Raw genomic sequence first — 17,634 nt, forward strand, 5'->3', positions numbered from 1 at the left:
ACAACTCAGAAACCAAAATCGACAGTTCGGTTAGAATTATATTTTTAAGGATAAAAAAGAGAAGATATTTGAATAATCAATTAAAAAACAACATTATGAAACGTATTATTATAGTAACAGTATTAGCATTAATTTTTACAGGAACAATTGCTGCACAAGGTCAATATGAAAAAGGAATGGAAAAAGCATTTGCAATGTGGGAAGAAGGAAAAATGGATGAAGCATCTCAACTTTTCGAGCGAATTTCTAAAGCAGAAAAAGACAATTGGTTGCCATCTTATTACGCAGCAACTGTAGAGATTTTAGGAAGCTTCGGATTAAAAGATGAAGCAAAACTAACTGCTAAATTGAATAAAGCACAAAGTTTTTTAGATGAAGCAAAATCAATTTCAGAAAATAACCCTGAAATTATAATAACGCAGGCATTCTTAAATTTAGGATATATTGCTTTTGATGGTCAAAAATATGGAATGACTTTGTCTGGAAAGAACAATCAATTGTATGCAAAAGCATTAGAGATTGCGCCAAACAACCCAAGAGTTATTTTAGGAAAAGCAGAGTGGGAAATGGGTTCAGCACGTTTTTTTGGACAACCTTTAACACCATATTGTAAAGATATTAAACGCGCAATTGAACTTGGTAAAGCGGAAAAAGTTACAGAGGCATTTTATCCTAGATTTGGGGTTGAAAGAGCTGAACAAGTTTTAAAACAGTGTGAAGGAAAATAGTATTAAATCATCTCAAATAACTATTTTTACAGCCTTAATATAAATAAAAACGCATGGCTTTTAAAGCAGTACTTTTTGATATGGATGGTGTAATTGTAGATACAGAACCTTTACACAAGCAAGCTTATTTTTTAATGTTTAAAAAAGTTGAGATTGCTGTTTCTCAAGAATTGTACAATTCTTACACAGGCCAATCTACAATTGATATTTGTAAAGATTTAGTAAAGAAATTCAATTTAACATTAGAAGCTAAGGAATTGGTAGCGTATAAAAGAGCCTTTTTTAAAGAGCTCTTTTTTTCTGATACAAACGATTTACAATTGTTAGATGGCGTTCTAGATTTGATTAAAGATTATTATAACAACGGAATTACCTTAGTATTAGCGTCTTCTGCTTCTATGGTTACCATTAATAATGTTTTTAATAAGTTTGATTTGAATCCGTATTTTAAAGGAAAAATTAGCGGAGCCGATTTAAAAGCATCAAAACCGCATCCAGAAATTTTTATTAAAGCGGCAGAAATAGCAGGTTTTAAAAGAGAAGAGTGTATTGTAATTGAAGATTCTACAAATGGAATAAAAGCAGCACACGATGCCCAAATTTACTGTGTTGCTTATAAAAGTGAACACTCAAAAGCACAAGATTACACCTTAGCTCAAAAAGTGATTTCTGATTATAGAGAAATTAGGTTTGATGTTATGGAGAAGAGTTTTTAATTGAAGTTTAGCTAACGGTTTTGGCTAGGCTTTGTGCGGGATTGAAAATCGACAAGATTTTCGATTACGGACTAAGCCGAAGCTTTTTGTTTGGATTTGTTTCTTTGTTTTCACAAAGCCAAATCAACAAGATTTGGCGACTTAGTAAATATACACAAAACTTTGATAAAGCAAAGAACCCGCATGAAGTTTAGCTGGTGTTGTGTTTTCGTACTTTATTTTCAAACAATTTAAAAGTTATTTAATTTTTCAATGTCAAAACCTGTTTTTTTTGCTTTTTCATACATCCATATTTGTGCTTGATGTATTATAGAATCAATAGTTTTATTCATCCAATATGCTGAACCGAATTTTTCATTTTCAGGTATAAATGAATCATGAAAACCGATTGACATATTAATAAGACTTTCTTTGTTATCAACAATTTTCGAAGCTGAAAAAATATGAGATTTTTCTAAATGGACATATGAATTACCTACTTTATAAATTTTAGAAACCCATTCCATATTTTCAACTTTCGATATTTCAGTATAAAGTGTAAAATCACTCAACTTTTCATTACTAACATTCAATTTCATTTTTTTTATTAACTCACCTGCGATTACTTTTGTGGCAAAAGTATTTCTATCGTATTCCGAAATAATTGAAGCGTATAACCTTAACAATGTGTCAATATTAATTCTTATTAAAGGAGCAGCAGCTAAAAAATTATTATCTCTTATTAAACTTGTATATGCTTTAGAAATATTGACAGTTCTATTAAGAGAAGCTATAAGGAAAATATCAAAAACTTCTCCTTTGGGATTAATCATAGCTAATTGTTTGCCCATATTTATGATTGCTTTTGATTTGTTATCAATTTCAATTAGCAATTCTTCTTTTGTTAATTTTTCATATTGCATTTAATTTCAATTTTTTTCAGTATGAAACACAATGTATTTCTGAATATGCGTCGTTTTAATGACTTATATTCAACGTTAGCTAAGTTACTTAAAAAATATGTCTAGAAACAAACCAAACTATTTCTCAGAATTCTTAATTTGTATAATCTGTGCAGCAATACTTACGGCTATTTCTTCAACGGTTTCGCTTTTTATTGAGATTCCAATTGGTGCGTAAACCGTGTTTAATTCTTCTTGTGTAAAACCTTCTTTTAGTAAAACTTCCCACATGGTTTTTAGTTTTGCGTTGCTGCCTAAAACACCTAAAAATTTATAATGGTTTTTAAGAAGTTTGCTTAAAACTAATTTATCATCTGTGTATTTGTTGGTCATTATGGCAACGTAACTTGTGTTGCCTTTTGTAATATAATTGTCAATTTCTTCATAGTTAACAACCAGTTTTTTATTTGCAAAGGTGTTGTTTTCTAAAGTGTTTAGGTTTTCTCTATTATCAAAAATAACTACGTAAAAACCAAGTTTTACAAATAGTTCAGAAACGGCAACACCAACATGTCCGCCACCAACAATGTATAAGGTTTCTTTAGAACCAATGTGTTCTTCAAAATGCCAATTTGTTGTTGAGGTTATTGTATAATCAAATCGGTTTTCTAATACTTTATGAGAAAAGTGAAAAGAAGATGGTGTTAAACTTAATGCTCCTTTTTCGCTATTTTTTAGGCAATTTAAAATGTCTTTAACAACGGAAATGTGTTTGTTGTCTAAACAATGAAAAGCTACGGTTTGTTCGCCTGAGCAAATCATTCCAGAGCCATCTTTTATATTTCCTTTGTGTATTTGCTTCTTTATAAATGTTGGCGAATTTTCTAATATCAATAATTGTTGGGCTTCTTCAACTAAAGAAAATTCCATAACGCCGCCGCCAATTGAGCCAAAAATAAATCCGTCTTCTGCAACCAACATTTTAAACCCTTTTCTGCCAGGAGAACTTCCGTGATTTTCAATAACGGTTAAGACATATATTTTTTGATTGTCTTTGAGTTTATTTAGTATGTGTTGCCAGAAAATCATTGAAAAATTGTTTCACTTAATGCGTAATAAATAGCCATTATTGCAGAGAAAATAGCACTTGCAAGAAAACGCCAATCGAGTTTTATTTTATTCTGAATTAAAAAATTAGCAATAAAAGAAATTGGAATATTTACTAAAAACGACAAACATGCTATTTCTAATAAGTTGAAATTTATATCAGAAAAACTACCAGAAAATAGTTTTATAAATGCCAAATGTCTAAAAATCCACAGTGGATTAAAATAGGCAATTGCCAATCCGGTTTTTGACAATGTTTGTTTAATTCCAGAAAGTTGGGCAGTTTTTTTATCAATCCAAGCAAAGTAATTTGGAATTTCAAAAGCATAAATAGTTGCGCCTACCAACATCATTCCTAGTAATCTATAGATTGAGAATTCGTTTAGTAAAATAGCAGCAATAGTATCTCCAGCGCTATAAATTATAGCGCCTTTTAGTACGTTTTGTTTTGTGAATTTCAGTTTAATTGAATTTAGTTTTTATTCATGAGGATTTGTCAAAATTAAATGCCCATTATGGGCTCTCATACAAAGCCATTAACACTTTTTCTGGTGTAAAAGGCGCATGAAATTTCAACGTATAATTAGGATTGAATTCCTTAACCGCTTGTTGAATAGCAAAATAAGTTCCAATTCCATACATTAATGGAGGTTCTCCAACTGCTTTCGATTTTTTAATAGCCAAGTCGTTTCCTTCTGTTTCTAACGGAATTGTTTCAATGGTTTTTGGTGCAGAAAATATGTCTGGAACTTTATACGTAGACAACGCATTTGATAATAATCGACCATCAGAATTATAAGAAATTTCTTCCATCGTCATCCAACCAATTCCTTGTGCCAAAGCACCTTCAACTTGACCAATATCAATTCCTAAATTCATAGATTTCCCAAAATCATGTACAATTTTTACGCTATCAATTTCATAAATTCCACGCAAACAATCTACGGTAACCGTTGTAATTGCAGTTCCATACACATGATACGCAAAAGGATGTCCTTTTTCTTTGCTTTTATCAAAATGAATAATTGGCGTTGCATAATGCGCGTTTTCAGTAAGTGCGACTCTTTCTAACATTGCTTGTGCAACTAATTCTTCCCAAGAAAGTGCAGTTTTTTCATCGTTCAGAAAAACAAAATCATCTTTAAAACTAATATTTTTTTCTTCGGAAGAAAGCTTTTTAGAAGCAACCTTGGTTAATCTTTCAATTAAAGAATTACACGCCATTTCTACCGCTTTTCCGTTTAAATCTGCTGTAGAACTTGCGGCAGTAGGAGAGGTGTTTGCAACTCTGGTTGTATTTGTGGTTTCTAATTTCACTTTATTGGCAGCAATTCCTAAAATGTCTTGGGCAACTTGCAACATTTTAGTGTTTACGCTTTGTCCCATTTCTACAGCGCCAGTTGAAACGCCAACACTTCCGTCTTGATAAATATGAATTAATGCTCTTGCATGATTCATTGGTGTGTTGGTAAATGAAATTCCGAATGCAATTGGCATCAAAGAAATTCCTTTTTTATACAGTTGATTTTCTTTGTTGAAAATTTCAATTTCAGTTTCAAGTTTCTCTAATTCAAATTGTTCTTTTGCAGAAAACCATGCTTTTTTTGCTTGCACTTCAGTTGCAACTTGTCCGAAAGAGAATGTATCTTTTTCATCAAATAGATTTGCTTCCTGAATAAGACGTCTATTGATGTTTAATTTGTCTGCAACATTAGCAATGGCACTTTCTATAACAAACATTCCTTGCGGCCCACCAAAACCTCTAAATGCTGTGTTTGGCGGTAGATTTGTTTTACAACTGTACACAGTTGTTGCCACATTGGGAACAAAATAACTGTTGGTTGCATGGAACAAAGTTCGTTCTGCAATTGCTGGAGATAAATCTGCAGCAGCTCCAGAGTTTTGAAGAAACTCTACTTCAAAAGCTTTAATTTTTAAGTCTTTTGTTAAGCCTATTTTATAAAATGATGAATATGGATGGCGTTTTCCTGTCATTCGCAAATCATCATGTCGATTAAGTATGTATTTTACGGGTTTATTTAAATGTTGTGTAGCAACTGCGGCCATAACAGCCCAAGGTGTTGCTTGATCTTCCTTACCTCCAAAACCGCCACCAAGTCTTGTTACATCAACCTCAATTTTATGCATAGAAACACCTAAAACACGCGCTGCTATTTTTTGAACAGCTGTTGGTCCTTGTGTAGAAGAAATCAGTTTTATATTGCCATTTTCTTGTGGAATTGCATAGCAACCTTGTGTTTCTAAATATAAATGTTCTTGTCCGTTAGAAAAAGTTTCTCCTTCAAAAACGTAATCACAATCTTTAAATGCTTCCGATGAATTTCCGAGTGAAAAAGAACGAGGTGCATTAATAAAACTACCTTTTTCTTTGGCTTCTTTAGCAGTTGTAATTACAGGTAATTCTTCAATTTCTATGTTAATTAATTTACGTGCTTTTTTAGCAATAGCTTCGCTTTCTGCAACGATAAAAGCAATAGGTTGTCCCCAAAAATGAACTTCATCTTCCGCCCAAAGTGGTTCGTCAGGAAGAATTCCTCCAATTTGATTTTCGCCTACAATATCTTTATAGGTAAATATTTTCTCAACACCTTCAAGCGCTTCCGCTTTTGTATAATCTACCCATTTTATTTTTCCATGTGCTTTTGGAGAGTCAAAAGCCAAACCATATAAAGTGTCTTTGCGTGTAATTACATCATCTACAAAAAGAGATTCGCCACGAACATGCGTAAAACTATCTATGTTTTTCATTGTTTTCATTAGGCGATTAATTTTTGAAGTTCAACTTTACTTGGAAATAATTCAATAAAATGCGCAAAGAATAATTGCTTAGCAAGTAGTCTTTTGTATGCTGAAGTTCCACGGACATCACTAATTGGTGTAATTTCTGATTGCAAAACAGTTTCAGCTTCTTTAATAGTTTTGTTGTTTATTTCCTTTCCAACTAAAAATTGACCTGTTTTAAACAAGTATTTTGGAATTGCCGCTACACCACCAACAGAAAAATGTGCGTCGGTAACTGTATTATTTTTAAGAGTTATGCTTCCTGCGGAATTTACACTAGCAATATCTAAATGAGTTCGTTTGCTTACTTTTTCAAAATTGAAAAAAGTGTTTTTTGAAGGAACTGGAAAAGAAATTGAGGTTAAAATTTCATCTTCTTGTAAATCATATTTTTTATAATCTTGATGAAATTCTTGAAACGGAATTGTTCTTTCTGATCCGTTTTTATGTTGAATTGTAAGTGTTGAGTTTAACGCCAAAAAGAAAATAGACATATCTCCAATTGGTGATGCGTTTACAAAGTTTCCACCTAAAGTTCCCATGTTTCTAATCTGTTCAGAAGATACTAGTTTTAAGAACTGTTTTAGTTTTGAGAAAAGTGTTTGTAATTGCAAGCTTTCATCCATATTTGTAACGGTTGCATTTGCGCCTATTGAACAAATTCCGTTAGAAAAAACAATATTTTTTAATTCTTTTTTACTTGAAAGTAGTTCAATATTTTCTTCAGATAAATCATCTGCATAACGAACATATAAATCGGTTCCATTTGCAACCTTAGTTTCTTCTGAATTTAATTTTTCAACTTTTAAATCTTTTATTCTATTAGGAATTTCTTCAAAATAATTAGGAATAAAACCTTCTTGTATCAACCAAGCTATTTTATTGTTTTCATCTTTTTGAAGTAGTTTTTCTTCAATTTCAAAACCAGCTTTTTCAATGGATTTATAACCTGTGCATCTACAAATGTTTCCGCTAACGGCATCATTACAAGTTTTGTTTTTATCATTCCCTAAAGCAAAACCTGTCATAGAAACCACAAAGCCTGGAGTGCAAAAACCACATTGTGTTGCGTAGTTATTGCTCATTGCTTCTTGTGCACTATTTAATTTTTTGGGAAGATTAATTCCTTCAATAGTTACAATGTGTTTACCATGAGCGTTACCTAAAGGCGAAATACAAGAAGTAATGCTTTGGTAGCTAATTTTGTTATTATTTAATTCGCCAACCAAAACTGTACAAGCGCCACAATCTCCTTCGCGACAACCAATTTTTGTGCCTTTTAATTGTTGGTTTTCTCGAATAAAATCGAGTAGTGTAACTCCAGATTTCTCAGGTGTTTTTATTGTTTTATTGTTAAGTATAAAATGTATCATAAGTATAATAGCAAGGTAGTAATTTTTTAAAATAAAATCAACTTAACTTTTATTTCTAAGCTTATTTTGTTCTTTTTAATAATTTGGTATTTCTGTTAAAATTGAAATAGTTTTAGGCATAAAAAAGAGCATTGATAACAATCAATGCTCTTTACAAGAAAAATAAATTATTAGGTTTCATAAATTGCTGCCAGGCAATTTTGTTACCACAATTTATATTAAGAACGAAATTTTTTTTCACTTGTTGTATTTCTTATGTTTATAATTCAATATATAAAGATTGAAACTAAATGGTCAGTTAAGGTTTATAGTTTTGCTTATAAAAAATGTTTTATAATTTTTTTACTTGTAGGTTTGGTTAAGGAATACCAATAATCAACAAAAATTCCGTTTTTGTTTACTAGATATTTTTGAAAATTCCATTTTACGGTAGAACTCTTTTTGTCATTCAATTCTTTTGAGGTAAGCCATTTATAAAGTGGATGTTGATTCTCTCCTTTTACATCAACTTTTTCAGTAATTAAAAATGTTACTCCATAATTTATTTCGCAAAATTCATTAATTTCTTCGGAAGTTCCTGGTTCTTGAGCACCAAATTGATTGCATGGAATTCCAATAACTACTAAATCATTATAAGTGTCATTTAATTCTTGTAGTTCTTTGTACTGTGGTGTAAATCCACATTTAGAAGCAACGTTAACAAAAAGCACATTTTTTCCCTTAAAAACAGAAAAGTCTACAAGTTTACCTTGCAGACTTTTAATTTTTATATCGTAAAAAGATATATTTTTACTCATATTTTTATGACGTTAAAGGTTTTCCTTTAAGTCGTTTTTCAATACGTTGTTTAATAACTGTTAAACGTTTCATAATATCCATTATTTCTGCGTCCTTAGTTTCTTTGTAAACTTCATTTAAGCTTAAAATTAGGTCTTTTACTTCTCTAGACGCTAGTATTCTATCACTAGTTGTTGGGAAACTAAATTTTCTATTTTCAAACTCTAAAGCTTTCTCTATCAATTCCATAGATTGTTTATTTTAATAATTTTACTTTCAATTTAAAGTTGGTAAGCTGAAAGATTTAATACGTAAATATAAAAAGGTTTAGTTAATATGCAAATTTTTATAACATAAAAATAACTTACTTAATAAATTTGTATAAAAAAATCCAGCTTAAAAGCTGGATTTTTGTCGGGGTGGCAGGATTATAACTGCTTCCCGTTTATGTTTAATAATCAATAAGTTATGTAATTTTCAAATTACGTGGTAACCGAATGGGTAACTTTATTGATAAGAACTTTCGCTTTGTATTAGTTTACACTTGAGCGATGCAAATATAGCAACCTCAACTTAACAATACAACATAAATTTACGCAAATTTTATGAAAAATAAAAGTAGATTGTAACTAATTAATATACTGATTAATAACTTCTATTTCTATACCTGAATACTCCGAAAATTCACGTATAGTAACAAATTGATGAGGTTCTTTGTCTTGTAATTTTCGGATAGTTTGAAGTAATTTACGCCCATATCGCTCACTCCTACCTGTTATAAGTTGGATATCTTTTGCATATATACATATTCGTTTGCGATTCATAAGGCTTTATCTCGGGCTTATCTATGCTTTTTCATACAAATATAAAGCCATCTGTGGTTTATTTGGTAAAATCGGTTTATATAGCATTTAACGGAACTTGATTTTTTAATACCTGAATACAAGTTAGTTGTTTTGTTTTATTAATCAAAAAATGAAATATTATGGCAATACAAACAGGAATTATTAAATTAAAAGGAACTATCGGTGGTATTTCTTTTTACAAAACAAGCGATGGACATCTAGCACGCGAAAAAGGTGGTGTTGATGCCAGTCGTATTGCAAATGATCCTGCGTTTCAGAGAACGCGTGAAAATGGGTCGGAATTTGGACGTGCAGGAAAAGGTGGAAAAGTATTGAGAAATGCTATTCGTATTCTTTTGCAAAATGCAAAAGATAAACGTGTAGCTTCTCGATTAACAAAAGACCTTTTAGCTATCATTAAGACAGACACGACCAATGATAGAGGTTTAAGAACCTTAACAGAAGGGGATTTTAACCTATTATTAGGTTTTGAATTCAATCTAAATGGTAAATTAGGTACTACTTTATTTACACCTTTTGTAAATGCGTTTGACCGTGTTTCTGGGGATGCAACTTTGGACATTGCTCCTTTTTCTCCAACTTTAAGAATTGCAGCTCCTTCAGGAACAACACATTTTAAAGTGGTTATGGGTGCTGCTGAATTGGATTTTGAAAATGAATCTTCAGTTTTTGAAAATGACGAAACAGTAATTCTGCCTTACACGTCTGCTGATACAGCTGCAATTGCTTTAACAGCGTCATTAACTGCGAACTCTACTGTAGATGTTGTTCAGGTGCTTGGTATTGAATTTTATCAAGAAGTAAATGGGCAAATGTATGAGTTAAAAAACGGTGCTTACAATGCCTTATCTGTTGTTACTATAGATACTCCATAATTATGGATTTAATACTCTATAGAGCGTATTACAAAGAGGGTACTAATGGTACTCTCTTTTGTTCTGATACCTTTTTATGTCACACAATAGAGCTTCCCTGGAAAAACAACAAGCGTAATTTATCGTGTATTCCAGAAGGCTCTTATGAAATCGTTACAAGGTATTCTAAACGTTTTCAAAATCATCTTTTAGTTAAAGGTGTAAAAAACAGACGATTGATTTTATTTCATCCAGCTAATAATGCTTTAAAAGAATTAGAAGGATGTATTGCACCAGTAACCTATTTAAGTAATATAGGTATGGGAACTCAATCAAGACCAATGATGCAAAAACTATTGTCTTTGGTACATCAAGCAAAAGACCGTAAAGAATCTATTTTATTAACTATTAAATCACAAAATTATGAACATTGTAGAACGTTATAAAAAACCAACTCCGAAGTTTTTCAAAATTTTAAGAAATATTGGTATTGCTTTAGCAACAGCTGGTGGTGCCATTATTGCAGCTCCAATCACAATGCCTGCAATTGTTGTAACTATTGCAACTTATATGACAGTTGCCGGAACAGTTGCCACAGCTGTAAGTCAAGCAGTTGTTAAAGATGAAGGTAAATCTGAAATTAAAGCTAATGCAACTAACGATGGACCATAATACAAAAGCTAGTTTTTTGGGTGGTATTTTCTTTTCTTCAGTAGTAAATATTGGTGTTGAAGATTTTATCACTACCAGTATTTTAGCTATTGTTGGCGCAACAGTTAGTTTTTTTGTTTCAATTTTTTTGAAATTTTTATACGAAAAGCTTAAAATTAAACTCAAAAAATAGTTTTGGAACTACAAACCCAATAACATTAATTTTAAAAGAGAAACGAAAAAAGCCTAAAAAAAAGGAAAGAGAAAGCAGAGAACACCAAGCACGCTAGTGCTTATCTTTGTTTTCTCTTTCCTTTTTTCAATAATAAATGTTAACTCTTTTCGGGGTAAAGTGATGTAGGTGGAAGTAATTATTGATGTTAGGGTTGGAAAAAATAAATAAAGTGCATTATGATAATAATGTGCTTTTTTTATGCGCTGTGTTGAGGTGGGTAAATGTAAAGAGTGATTCCCTGATAAGGGATTGAACGAATGAAATGCATCCTACCACAGACACTTGGCAAACATTAATAATTGCTGTAACCTACACCGTTGAATGGGTGGTGGGGAAAAGAGGCATCTAATGTTTGTTAACGAAATGAAACAAGCAAATACTTGAGATAAGGAAAACTTGGACTTAACGATGGTTTTGTACAGTTTGAATGAGGTAACGAATATTTAATTTTATATCTAATAATTCATTTGTACTGTTGTTCAATATTAGTACTAAATAATGTTGATAGTTCGAAATTGTGCGCTGGAAAAGAAGATATTTTACATAATGGCGTTATAGTACAGAAAGTGAATGAATGCTGCTATAACTGCACGTTATGTAAATATAGCTTGGGATAGCGTTTAAATTATTAGCTTTTGGCAATGTGCAGCTCTTTGCAGTTGTGTAATGAGGCACGAATGAAACAAGCTGTAATGTGCTGCATAAGTGTGGCAATTTAAACGCTATAAAGGAATGGCGAGGGGAACAAACTAAAAGACAGAGGATTTTGAGGAACGAAAAAACTGGGTTTTAGTTTGTGGGGAAATTATATAGCTGCTTTATGGTGCAAATCAATACCTTCAATTTCATAAACTTGTGTTGTTTTACAATTTAATTTTTCAGGATTAAAAATTGCCAAATTATATCCTTCAGAATATAAGGAACTTTGATATTCTACACCATCAAAACCTAATGATTTAATGAACTCTGAAATATATTGAGTAGGAATATAATCTAATTGTTTATCTAACTTACGAATTGGTAATGAAATTTCTTTTTGTAATGTTTGAATAAAAGGAACATAAATTAAAAAATCTTCAATTGCTTCATTTTCTGACCAAGGAATTGGATCATCTTTTGGATTCCTTAAATTTAAAATTTTTAAATCTTCTTTTAACTGAAATTCGCCAACAGTTACATAATCAAAGAGTGAAGCTCTTGTTTCATATAAAGATGTTTTAAGTGTATCTGCAACATATAAATAAGAAATACCTTTAGGGTTTGCTCTACCTCCAGTAGTAACTTCTTTTGGTGGATTACCCATTTTATCTGGCGCAAAACCTTTCTTGTCTGAAATACGACAACGGTAAAATATTCTTCCTTTTTTAATTTCTTTATAAAAACTTTCGTGCTCAAAAAAATTGGCTAGTTTTTTTAAATCTATTGTATTTTGAATGTGGTAACGATTTGTATATTTTATTTCTTCTTTAAAATCTTCCCAAATACCGTGAATTTGATTTGTTTCAGAGAGTAATTCTATCTTAATTTCAGAAGATACGTTACTATTAAATAATTCGGTAATATCTTCCATTTCATCAATAAAAATTGCTTTAAATAGTTCTTTGGAATCTTCAACTATATCTGTAGTAAGGTTAAAATCTTTTTTTAAAGATTGTGCTATATCTTGATTAGAGTTAGCATCTACAGCGTATAAGGACAAGAAATTTCTAAAAAAAGGAATTAACTCTCTAGCTGTATAAATAGATACATTTGTTGATTTACAAAAATTACAGTTACCAACTCTATCATCTGCATTTATTATACTAATGATATAATCACTAGTAAAACAGTTTACACAACAATTCATAACTAAATGTTTTTAATTACTAATTCGATGTGATTCATAATTGACAATTTTTTTAAAGTGCCAAGACCAGGAAAATGACCTCTTTGGTGCAAATCTCGAAAAGTATTTACTGCATTTGTTTGTATATCTTGTTGGTTACACCAAGTAACTAACTTGTGAATAGCTTCAGAAAATTTACCACCAATATCTGATACATCACCATTAGAGTCAGACACAAAATGTTTTACTCTTATTCTATCATTACCATCTATGTAAGATAAATGTATTGCCACAGCTCTTGGTAAAAATCCTGAATCGGAATAATTATCTCCTATTGTAAGAAAATCACCAAAACCAACAAAACCATCTTCTTGATAATATTTGTATTCTTCAGAAAAGCTGCTTTCTAAATCAAGATAATCTGCATTTTTAGGCATTTCCTTAAAATAATCATCTAGTGATACTCGCGTGTTTTGATCAAACTCTCTATAATATCTTCTACTTGTTTTAGAGAAGTAAATTAAGTTATAAACGATATTAAGATTTGTAGTAAGTAATTCTATATTATTACCGGAAACTTCAGAATTGTGAATTAAGGTAACACCATTAAAATTAAAATTCAAAGCACCTATAAAATCAATAAATGTTTGGATATTTCTTTCGGATTTATCATCCATAATAACAGCTAATTGGAAGTTCTCATAGCCTTGTAAACTTTCTGAAACTACATCAATAATTTCTTGATGCTTTCCTTTTAAATCGCCAACTCTAGGGTTTATAATAATATTAAAATTAACATTTTTAGAAGCTAATTCTTTTAATGTTGATTTAAAAGTTGATGTGCTTTTAACTGGTTCTATTACTGGTGAAGTTTTTAATATATCATCTGAAAATATCGAGCATAAATCTCTTAATGCGATTAATTCAAATTGTTTACCTCTAACATATGGGAAATACATACTTTGCTTTTTTGGGATAAAAAATTATCTAACTGTTGGTATTCATTATCAGAAAAGTTTAAAGAATAACATATATGTTTTAATGCTTCTGGAATTTGTCTTTCTTTAAAACTTTCTGGGTTAGAAATATTTCTAAATTTTAATTTTTGAATTACTAATTTTTGAAATTCTAAAATATCAATCTTTTTTGACAACTTAAGACATTCTCTGAATATTTGTGTATTAGGTACATTTGGCACAACATTAAAATATGATTTAATTATACTTAAATATTCGTCTTTTCTTAATGTTTTAAATAATGTTTCGTGGTTAAAAACTGATTGATTTACTTTTGCTTCTTTTAAAGTTTTAAGTGCATTTCTATTAGTTAATTCAATAATACCAATATTAGAATTGTAATATTTTGTCAATAAATTAGGAATGTGTTTAGAGCTTGTTACAATGTAAATTTTATCAGCAAATTTCTCATAATCTGATATTTGTTTATCTAATTTCTCTAAACCATCAAGCTCTGTTTTTATTTCATAAATACGAGCTTCACCATTTAAAAGCACAAAATCTGCAATAGAATTACCTACTTTAAATTCATTTAAAGCAATGGTATTTTTAAGACTATATTTTTTAATTAAAAGCTTGTTTATTAGTACGTTTTTATAGACATATTCATTTTTATAAACCTTTAATAATGATTTATAAATTTGATTAAACACCTCAAGATTAGTAGTATTCTCATTAATTTTAGCATATCTGTTTATACGATAAAATGTATCAAAATAATTATCTTCTCTTACTATTTTTTTAAAATTAGAGGCAGAAAATATTTGAGCTAAACTTCTTATTTGGGTAATGTCGCTAGTTTTGTCCATTATTCAACAAATTTACAAATTTCATTAAGAAGTCGTATAATTAACGACTTTTTCTGTTATAGATTTAAAACACGTCTATTTACTTATTATTGTTTTCAATATTTAAAAGCTATTAAAAATTTAACCACGTTTGTCTTTACTGCTTGAATCGAAACTTATTAAGTTAAACATTTGTCGCATTCTGGAACGTACACGATTACCATATCTTTCTTCTAATTCTTGTGCATTGAGATTGGTTGTAGCGTGAGTTCTTATTTTTCTTTTTAGGAATAAATCGTAACGAGATAAAAGAATTTCTCCCATTACATTACAATCTTTACCAAAATGACGACCAGTTGATTCAACACCTAAATCATCAAAACAATAAAAACTACTATTACCATATTCTTCAATAGTTTTGTAACCAATATTATTAAATGCGAATGTGATATTTCTAGCAGGAATTAGTTCATACGGTTTTTGATGTGGTACCATAAACCTTAATAATTTCATTAAGCTTGTTTTACCACAACCTACTGGGCCAGATAATAAAATACCTTTGTATGGATCTATTTCTAATTTTTTGCAAGCTTCAAAATCACTTATAAAATAGACACATAGTTTATATAAAATAACCTCATCTTCTTCATAGATTTTAAAGTTTTTACCAAAGAGCAGTTTTCCTTTTGCATCAAGATAAATTAATATTTTTTTGAAATCGTATGAAATATTATTGTTATTAAATTCTCCTAATTGGTATTGAACACCTCCTTCTTTTATAATATGTGGTTGTATCTTATTCATAGTTTTAGATAGTGAGTTACTGAAATAAGCGCCGTATGACGCAAAGCGTTATAAAGGCTCATTGTAGTTTTTGTTTTTACTTGTCTTTAGGTTGTCTTGATTTTGGCTAACTGCTTTTTGACTTATTTTTGTTTTTATTTCTTCAGCTTTTAGCATCCAATTTTTAGCAGTAGCTTGCCAATTGACAATTTTTGTTTTGCCTCCTACTTTCCAACCAATACCTTGATAATGATTAAAAAATTTTTGAGCTTCAATTATTGGCCATTTTTCTTTTTTAAAAAAAGTAATAACATCATTTTCATTTTTTGGCTGGTCAAGTTTATTAATGTTTTTATTAGTTTGTATATGTTTATTATTAGATACCAGTGCTTGTCCGTTTATAGGATTGTATGAGTCCATAACTTGTTTATAACTTGTCTCAAAATTGAACATCTTTATTTTGCTTCCCTTAAATGGATTGTGTGATGGATAGTAAATAATATACTTCCAATGATTTAGCTCTTTAATACATTTATGATATGTTGATTTAGAGCCTATCTTTGAAAAGCTCATTACTTCTTCTCGATTGATATAAAATTCGTCTAAAAACCGATTGTTATTCCATATTTGGAATAATGCTATATATAAACTTATATGTGTTGGATTTAAACGGTTGTCTTTAGAGAATTGAATAAATACACCTTTTAGGTGTTTTATATAATTAACTTTTTGCATAGAATAGGTGTTTTAGCTGCACTTAAAGTGGCATTAAAACTTGTTGTGTATTCTATTGTCTTGCATTACTTTTTGAATATCATCATAATCGTAATAAATAACACCACCAACTTTAGTGTATGGTAACGTTCCGTTAATTCGTAAGTTTTGTAATGTACCTGGTGAAATACTTAACAGGTCGCGAACTTCTGGTGATTTTAACCATTTTTTAGTGGCTAAACCTGTTTTGTTATTGATGATTGTTTTAATACCTTCTAATAATTCTAATTTGAATTCGTGAAGATCTTCGGTTGTAATAATTGTTGCTGCCATAGTAAACGATTTAAGTTAAAAACAGCTACCACATCAAACTTTCGTTATCAATGGCAGCTATTAAATTGATTTAATTCACGAGTTAGAATGTTTTTTTCAAATAGGTATTCGTGAATCTGTGATTTGACTTTCGTTTAGCAAATATGAAGTGAATTATTGAGTGTTTTTCACAAGTTACACCCAACTTGGGTGTTTTTATACGCTCATATTTAATGAGTTACATTGATTTGTTTTAATGTTTTACTTGTAAAACATAGGCAATAAAAAAGAGCAAATACTATGATAATTATTTGCTCTTTAAAACACCCAAGTTGGGTGTTTATTCATCAGATTCTAGCATTTTATCTACTAAAGACTCTTTTAGTTTATCAATGAATTTTGTTTGATTTATTTTGCGTGAACGGATTTCTAAAAAAGTTCTGTAATAATCGCCCAAACTAACGTTAAACATTTGTTCGCAAATTAAGGCTACCTCTTTAATATCTGCTGTTCCACTATTTATTACTCCAGAACTATGAAGTGCATAAATGAGTTCTATTAAATCTGTTTTATTACCTGTCCAAAATAATTTTGATTGCTTTTGAAAAGCGTTATAATTTGCTTCCATACCATTGTTATTTTCAAGTTTATCAATTTCAGTTTTTAAATAAATTATTAGCATATCATAAGCAAGAATTGTGGCTACAGTAGAATCGTGGCTTGTAGAAAATTTATCATCTGCGAAAAAAGAAAGAGAATCTGGAAATAAACGAATATTAGCTTTTCCTCTTATAAAATATTCGTTATCCAAAAAAGTAGCACCTCGTCTATAATAATGATAAAACTCTAAATTATCATTAAAATAATTTTGCAACCTATCTATATGTTTGTTAAAATACTTTACTTGAGATTTGTTACTACTTCTTGGTCTTTTACTTTCAATACTAAATAATTTCACATAATAAATTAATTTACTAAAAACTTGAGGCTTAATATTTTTGAAAAAATAGATTTCATCAGAAGTTGATGCTGATTTTCGTTTTAACAAAAGTTCTCTTATTTGTTCAAGAGCTCTTTGAGTTACCTTAATACCCTCTTCAGACTTCTCTAAAACGCCTTCAATTTCTTTTTCTAAAAAATCTAAATTAGAATCTAATTTTTTTACTATTCTTTCAATTTTTTTCAACTTACAGTAGTTATGAGGAC

19 protein-coding genes are annotated in these 17,634 nt (G+C 30.0%); 5 read left to right on the forward strand and 14 right to left on the reverse strand.

Translation table 11 applies throughout. The annotated features are described in order from the left end of the window. Positions 1–95: 95 nt before the first annotated feature. The gene (locus L1S33_RS08255) at positions 96–728 is read left to right on the forward strand and encodes a tetratricopeptide repeat protein (protein ID WP_240561986.1); all 633 of its coding nucleotides are present in this window, start codon (positions 96–98) and stop codon (positions 726–728) included. A gap of 53 nt (positions 729–781) precedes the next feature. Beyond that, positions 782–1,444, forward strand: coding sequence for an HAD family hydrolase (locus L1S33_RS08260; RefSeq protein ID WP_240561987.1), 663 nt, complete (start codon positions 782–784; stop codon positions 1,442–1,444). 230 nt (positions 1,445–1,674) lie between these two features. Here the strand turns inward: L1S33_RS08260 and L1S33_RS08265 are convergent, their stop codons facing one another. The 7 genes from L1S33_RS08265 to L1S33_RS08295 form a co-directional block, all read right to left on the reverse strand. Further along, complete coding sequence (locus L1S33_RS08265) at positions 1,675–2,346, reverse strand: hypothetical protein (protein ID WP_240561988.1); 672 nt, start codon at positions 2,344–2,346, stop codon at positions 1,675–1,677. A gap of 117 nt (positions 2,347–2,463) precedes the next feature. Next, entirely contained in the window at positions 2,464–3,414 is a 951-nt protein-coding gene (locus L1S33_RS08270; protein ID WP_240561989.1) for an XdhC family protein, read from the reverse strand. Continuing rightward, positions 3,411–3,785: a hypothetical protein gene (locus tag L1S33_RS08275; RefSeq protein ID WP_240552906.1), complete on the reverse strand. Its 375-nt coding sequence runs from the start codon at positions 3,783–3,785 to the stop codon at positions 3,411–3,413. The genes L1S33_RS08270 and L1S33_RS08275 overlap by 4 nt, the downstream gene beginning before the upstream one ends. Positions 3,786–3,945: 160 nt before the next feature. Then, positions 3,946–6,210: a xanthine dehydrogenase molybdopterin binding subunit gene (locus tag L1S33_RS08280; RefSeq protein WP_240561990.1), complete on the reverse strand. Its 2,265-nt coding sequence runs from the start codon at positions 6,208–6,210 to the stop codon at positions 3,946–3,948. After that, positions 6,210–7,607, reverse strand: a complete 1,398-nt coding sequence (locus L1S33_RS08285) for an FAD binding domain-containing protein (protein WP_240561991.1) — start codon at positions 7,605–7,607, stop codon at positions 6,210–6,212. Before L1S33_RS08285 ends, L1S33_RS08280 begins: the two co-directional genes overlap by 1 nt. 317 nt (positions 7,608–7,924) lie before the next feature. Then, entirely contained in the window at positions 7,925–8,404 is a 480-nt protein-coding gene (locus L1S33_RS08290) for a glutathione peroxidase (RefSeq protein ID WP_240561992.1), read from the reverse strand. 4 nt (positions 8,405–8,408) lie between these two features. Next, positions 8,409–8,633, reverse strand: a complete 225-nt coding sequence (locus L1S33_RS08295) for a hypothetical protein (protein ID WP_240561993.1) — start codon at positions 8,631–8,633, stop codon at positions 8,409–8,411. A gap of 736 nt (positions 8,634–9,369) precedes the next feature. Here L1S33_RS08295 and L1S33_RS08305 point away from each other — a divergent pair. From L1S33_RS08305 to L1S33_RS08315, 3 genes are read left to right on the forward strand one after another with little or no spacing between them, the layout of a single operon-like run. Further along, positions 9,370–10,125, forward strand: coding sequence for a hypothetical protein (locus L1S33_RS08305; protein ID WP_240561994.1), 756 nt, complete (start codon positions 9,370–9,372; stop codon positions 10,123–10,125). Between the two features lie 2 nt (positions 10,126–10,127). After that, positions 10,128–10,550: a DUF5675 family protein gene (locus tag L1S33_RS08310; protein ID WP_218773188.1), complete on the forward strand. Its 423-nt coding sequence runs from the start codon at positions 10,128–10,130 to the stop codon at positions 10,548–10,550. After that, the gene (locus tag L1S33_RS08315; RefSeq protein ID WP_218773187.1) at positions 10,528–10,776 is read left to right on the forward strand and encodes a hypothetical protein; all 249 of its coding nucleotides are present in this window, start codon (positions 10,528–10,530) and stop codon (positions 10,774–10,776) included. The genes L1S33_RS08310 and L1S33_RS08315 overlap by 23 nt, the downstream gene beginning before the upstream one ends. Before the next feature lie 1,019 nt (positions 10,777–11,795). Here the strand turns inward: L1S33_RS08315 and L1S33_RS08320 are convergent. The 7 genes from L1S33_RS08320 to L1S33_RS08350 all read right to left on the reverse strand — a co-directional run bounded on the left by L1S33_RS08320 (position 11,796) and on the right by L1S33_RS08350 (position 17,614). After that, positions 11,796–12,836 (reverse strand): RES domain-containing protein, encoded by a 1,041-nt coding sequence (locus tag L1S33_RS08320; RefSeq protein ID WP_240561995.1) that lies wholly within the window; start codon positions 12,834–12,836, stop codon positions 11,796–11,798. Between the two features lie 2 nt (positions 12,837–12,838). Beyond that, the gene (locus L1S33_RS08325; RefSeq protein WP_240561996.1) at positions 12,839–13,774 is read right to left on the reverse strand and encodes a sce7725 family protein; all 936 of its coding nucleotides are present in this window, start codon (positions 13,772–13,774) and stop codon (positions 12,839–12,841) included. Further along, entirely contained in the window at positions 13,735–14,640 is a 906-nt protein-coding gene (locus tag L1S33_RS08330) for a sce7726 family protein (protein WP_240561997.1), read from the reverse strand. Before L1S33_RS08330 ends, L1S33_RS08325 begins: the two co-directional genes overlap by 40 nt. Positions 14,641–14,760: 120 nt before the next feature. After that, positions 14,761–15,423 carry a P-loop NTPase family protein gene (locus L1S33_RS08335; RefSeq protein ID WP_218773183.1) on the reverse strand — a complete coding sequence of 221 codons (663 nt, stop codon included), beginning with the start codon at positions 15,421–15,423 and terminating at the stop codon, positions 14,761–14,763. Positions 15,424–15,471: 48 nt separating this feature from the next. Then, on the reverse strand, positions 15,472–16,137 hold the full coding sequence (locus L1S33_RS08340; RefSeq protein ID WP_218773182.1) for a hypothetical protein: 666 nt from the start codon (positions 16,135–16,137) through the stop codon (positions 15,472–15,474). A gap of 33 nt (positions 16,138–16,170) precedes the next feature. Then, on the reverse strand, positions 16,171–16,449 hold the full coding sequence (locus tag L1S33_RS08345; protein ID WP_068704635.1) for a helix-turn-helix domain-containing protein: 279 nt from the start codon (positions 16,447–16,449) through the stop codon (positions 16,171–16,173). Between the two features lie 319 nt (positions 16,450–16,768). Further along, positions 16,769–17,614, reverse strand: a complete 846-nt coding sequence (locus L1S33_RS08350; protein WP_215968337.1) for an RteC domain-containing protein — start codon at positions 17,612–17,614, stop codon at positions 16,769–16,771. Positions 17,615–17,634 lie beyond the last annotated feature (20 nt).

It is taken from the genome of Tenacibaculum aquimarinum (genome assembly GCF_022478115.1).
GTDB lineage: Bacteria > Bacteroidota > Bacteroidia > Flavobacteriales > Flavobacteriaceae > Polaribacter > Polaribacter aquimarinum_A.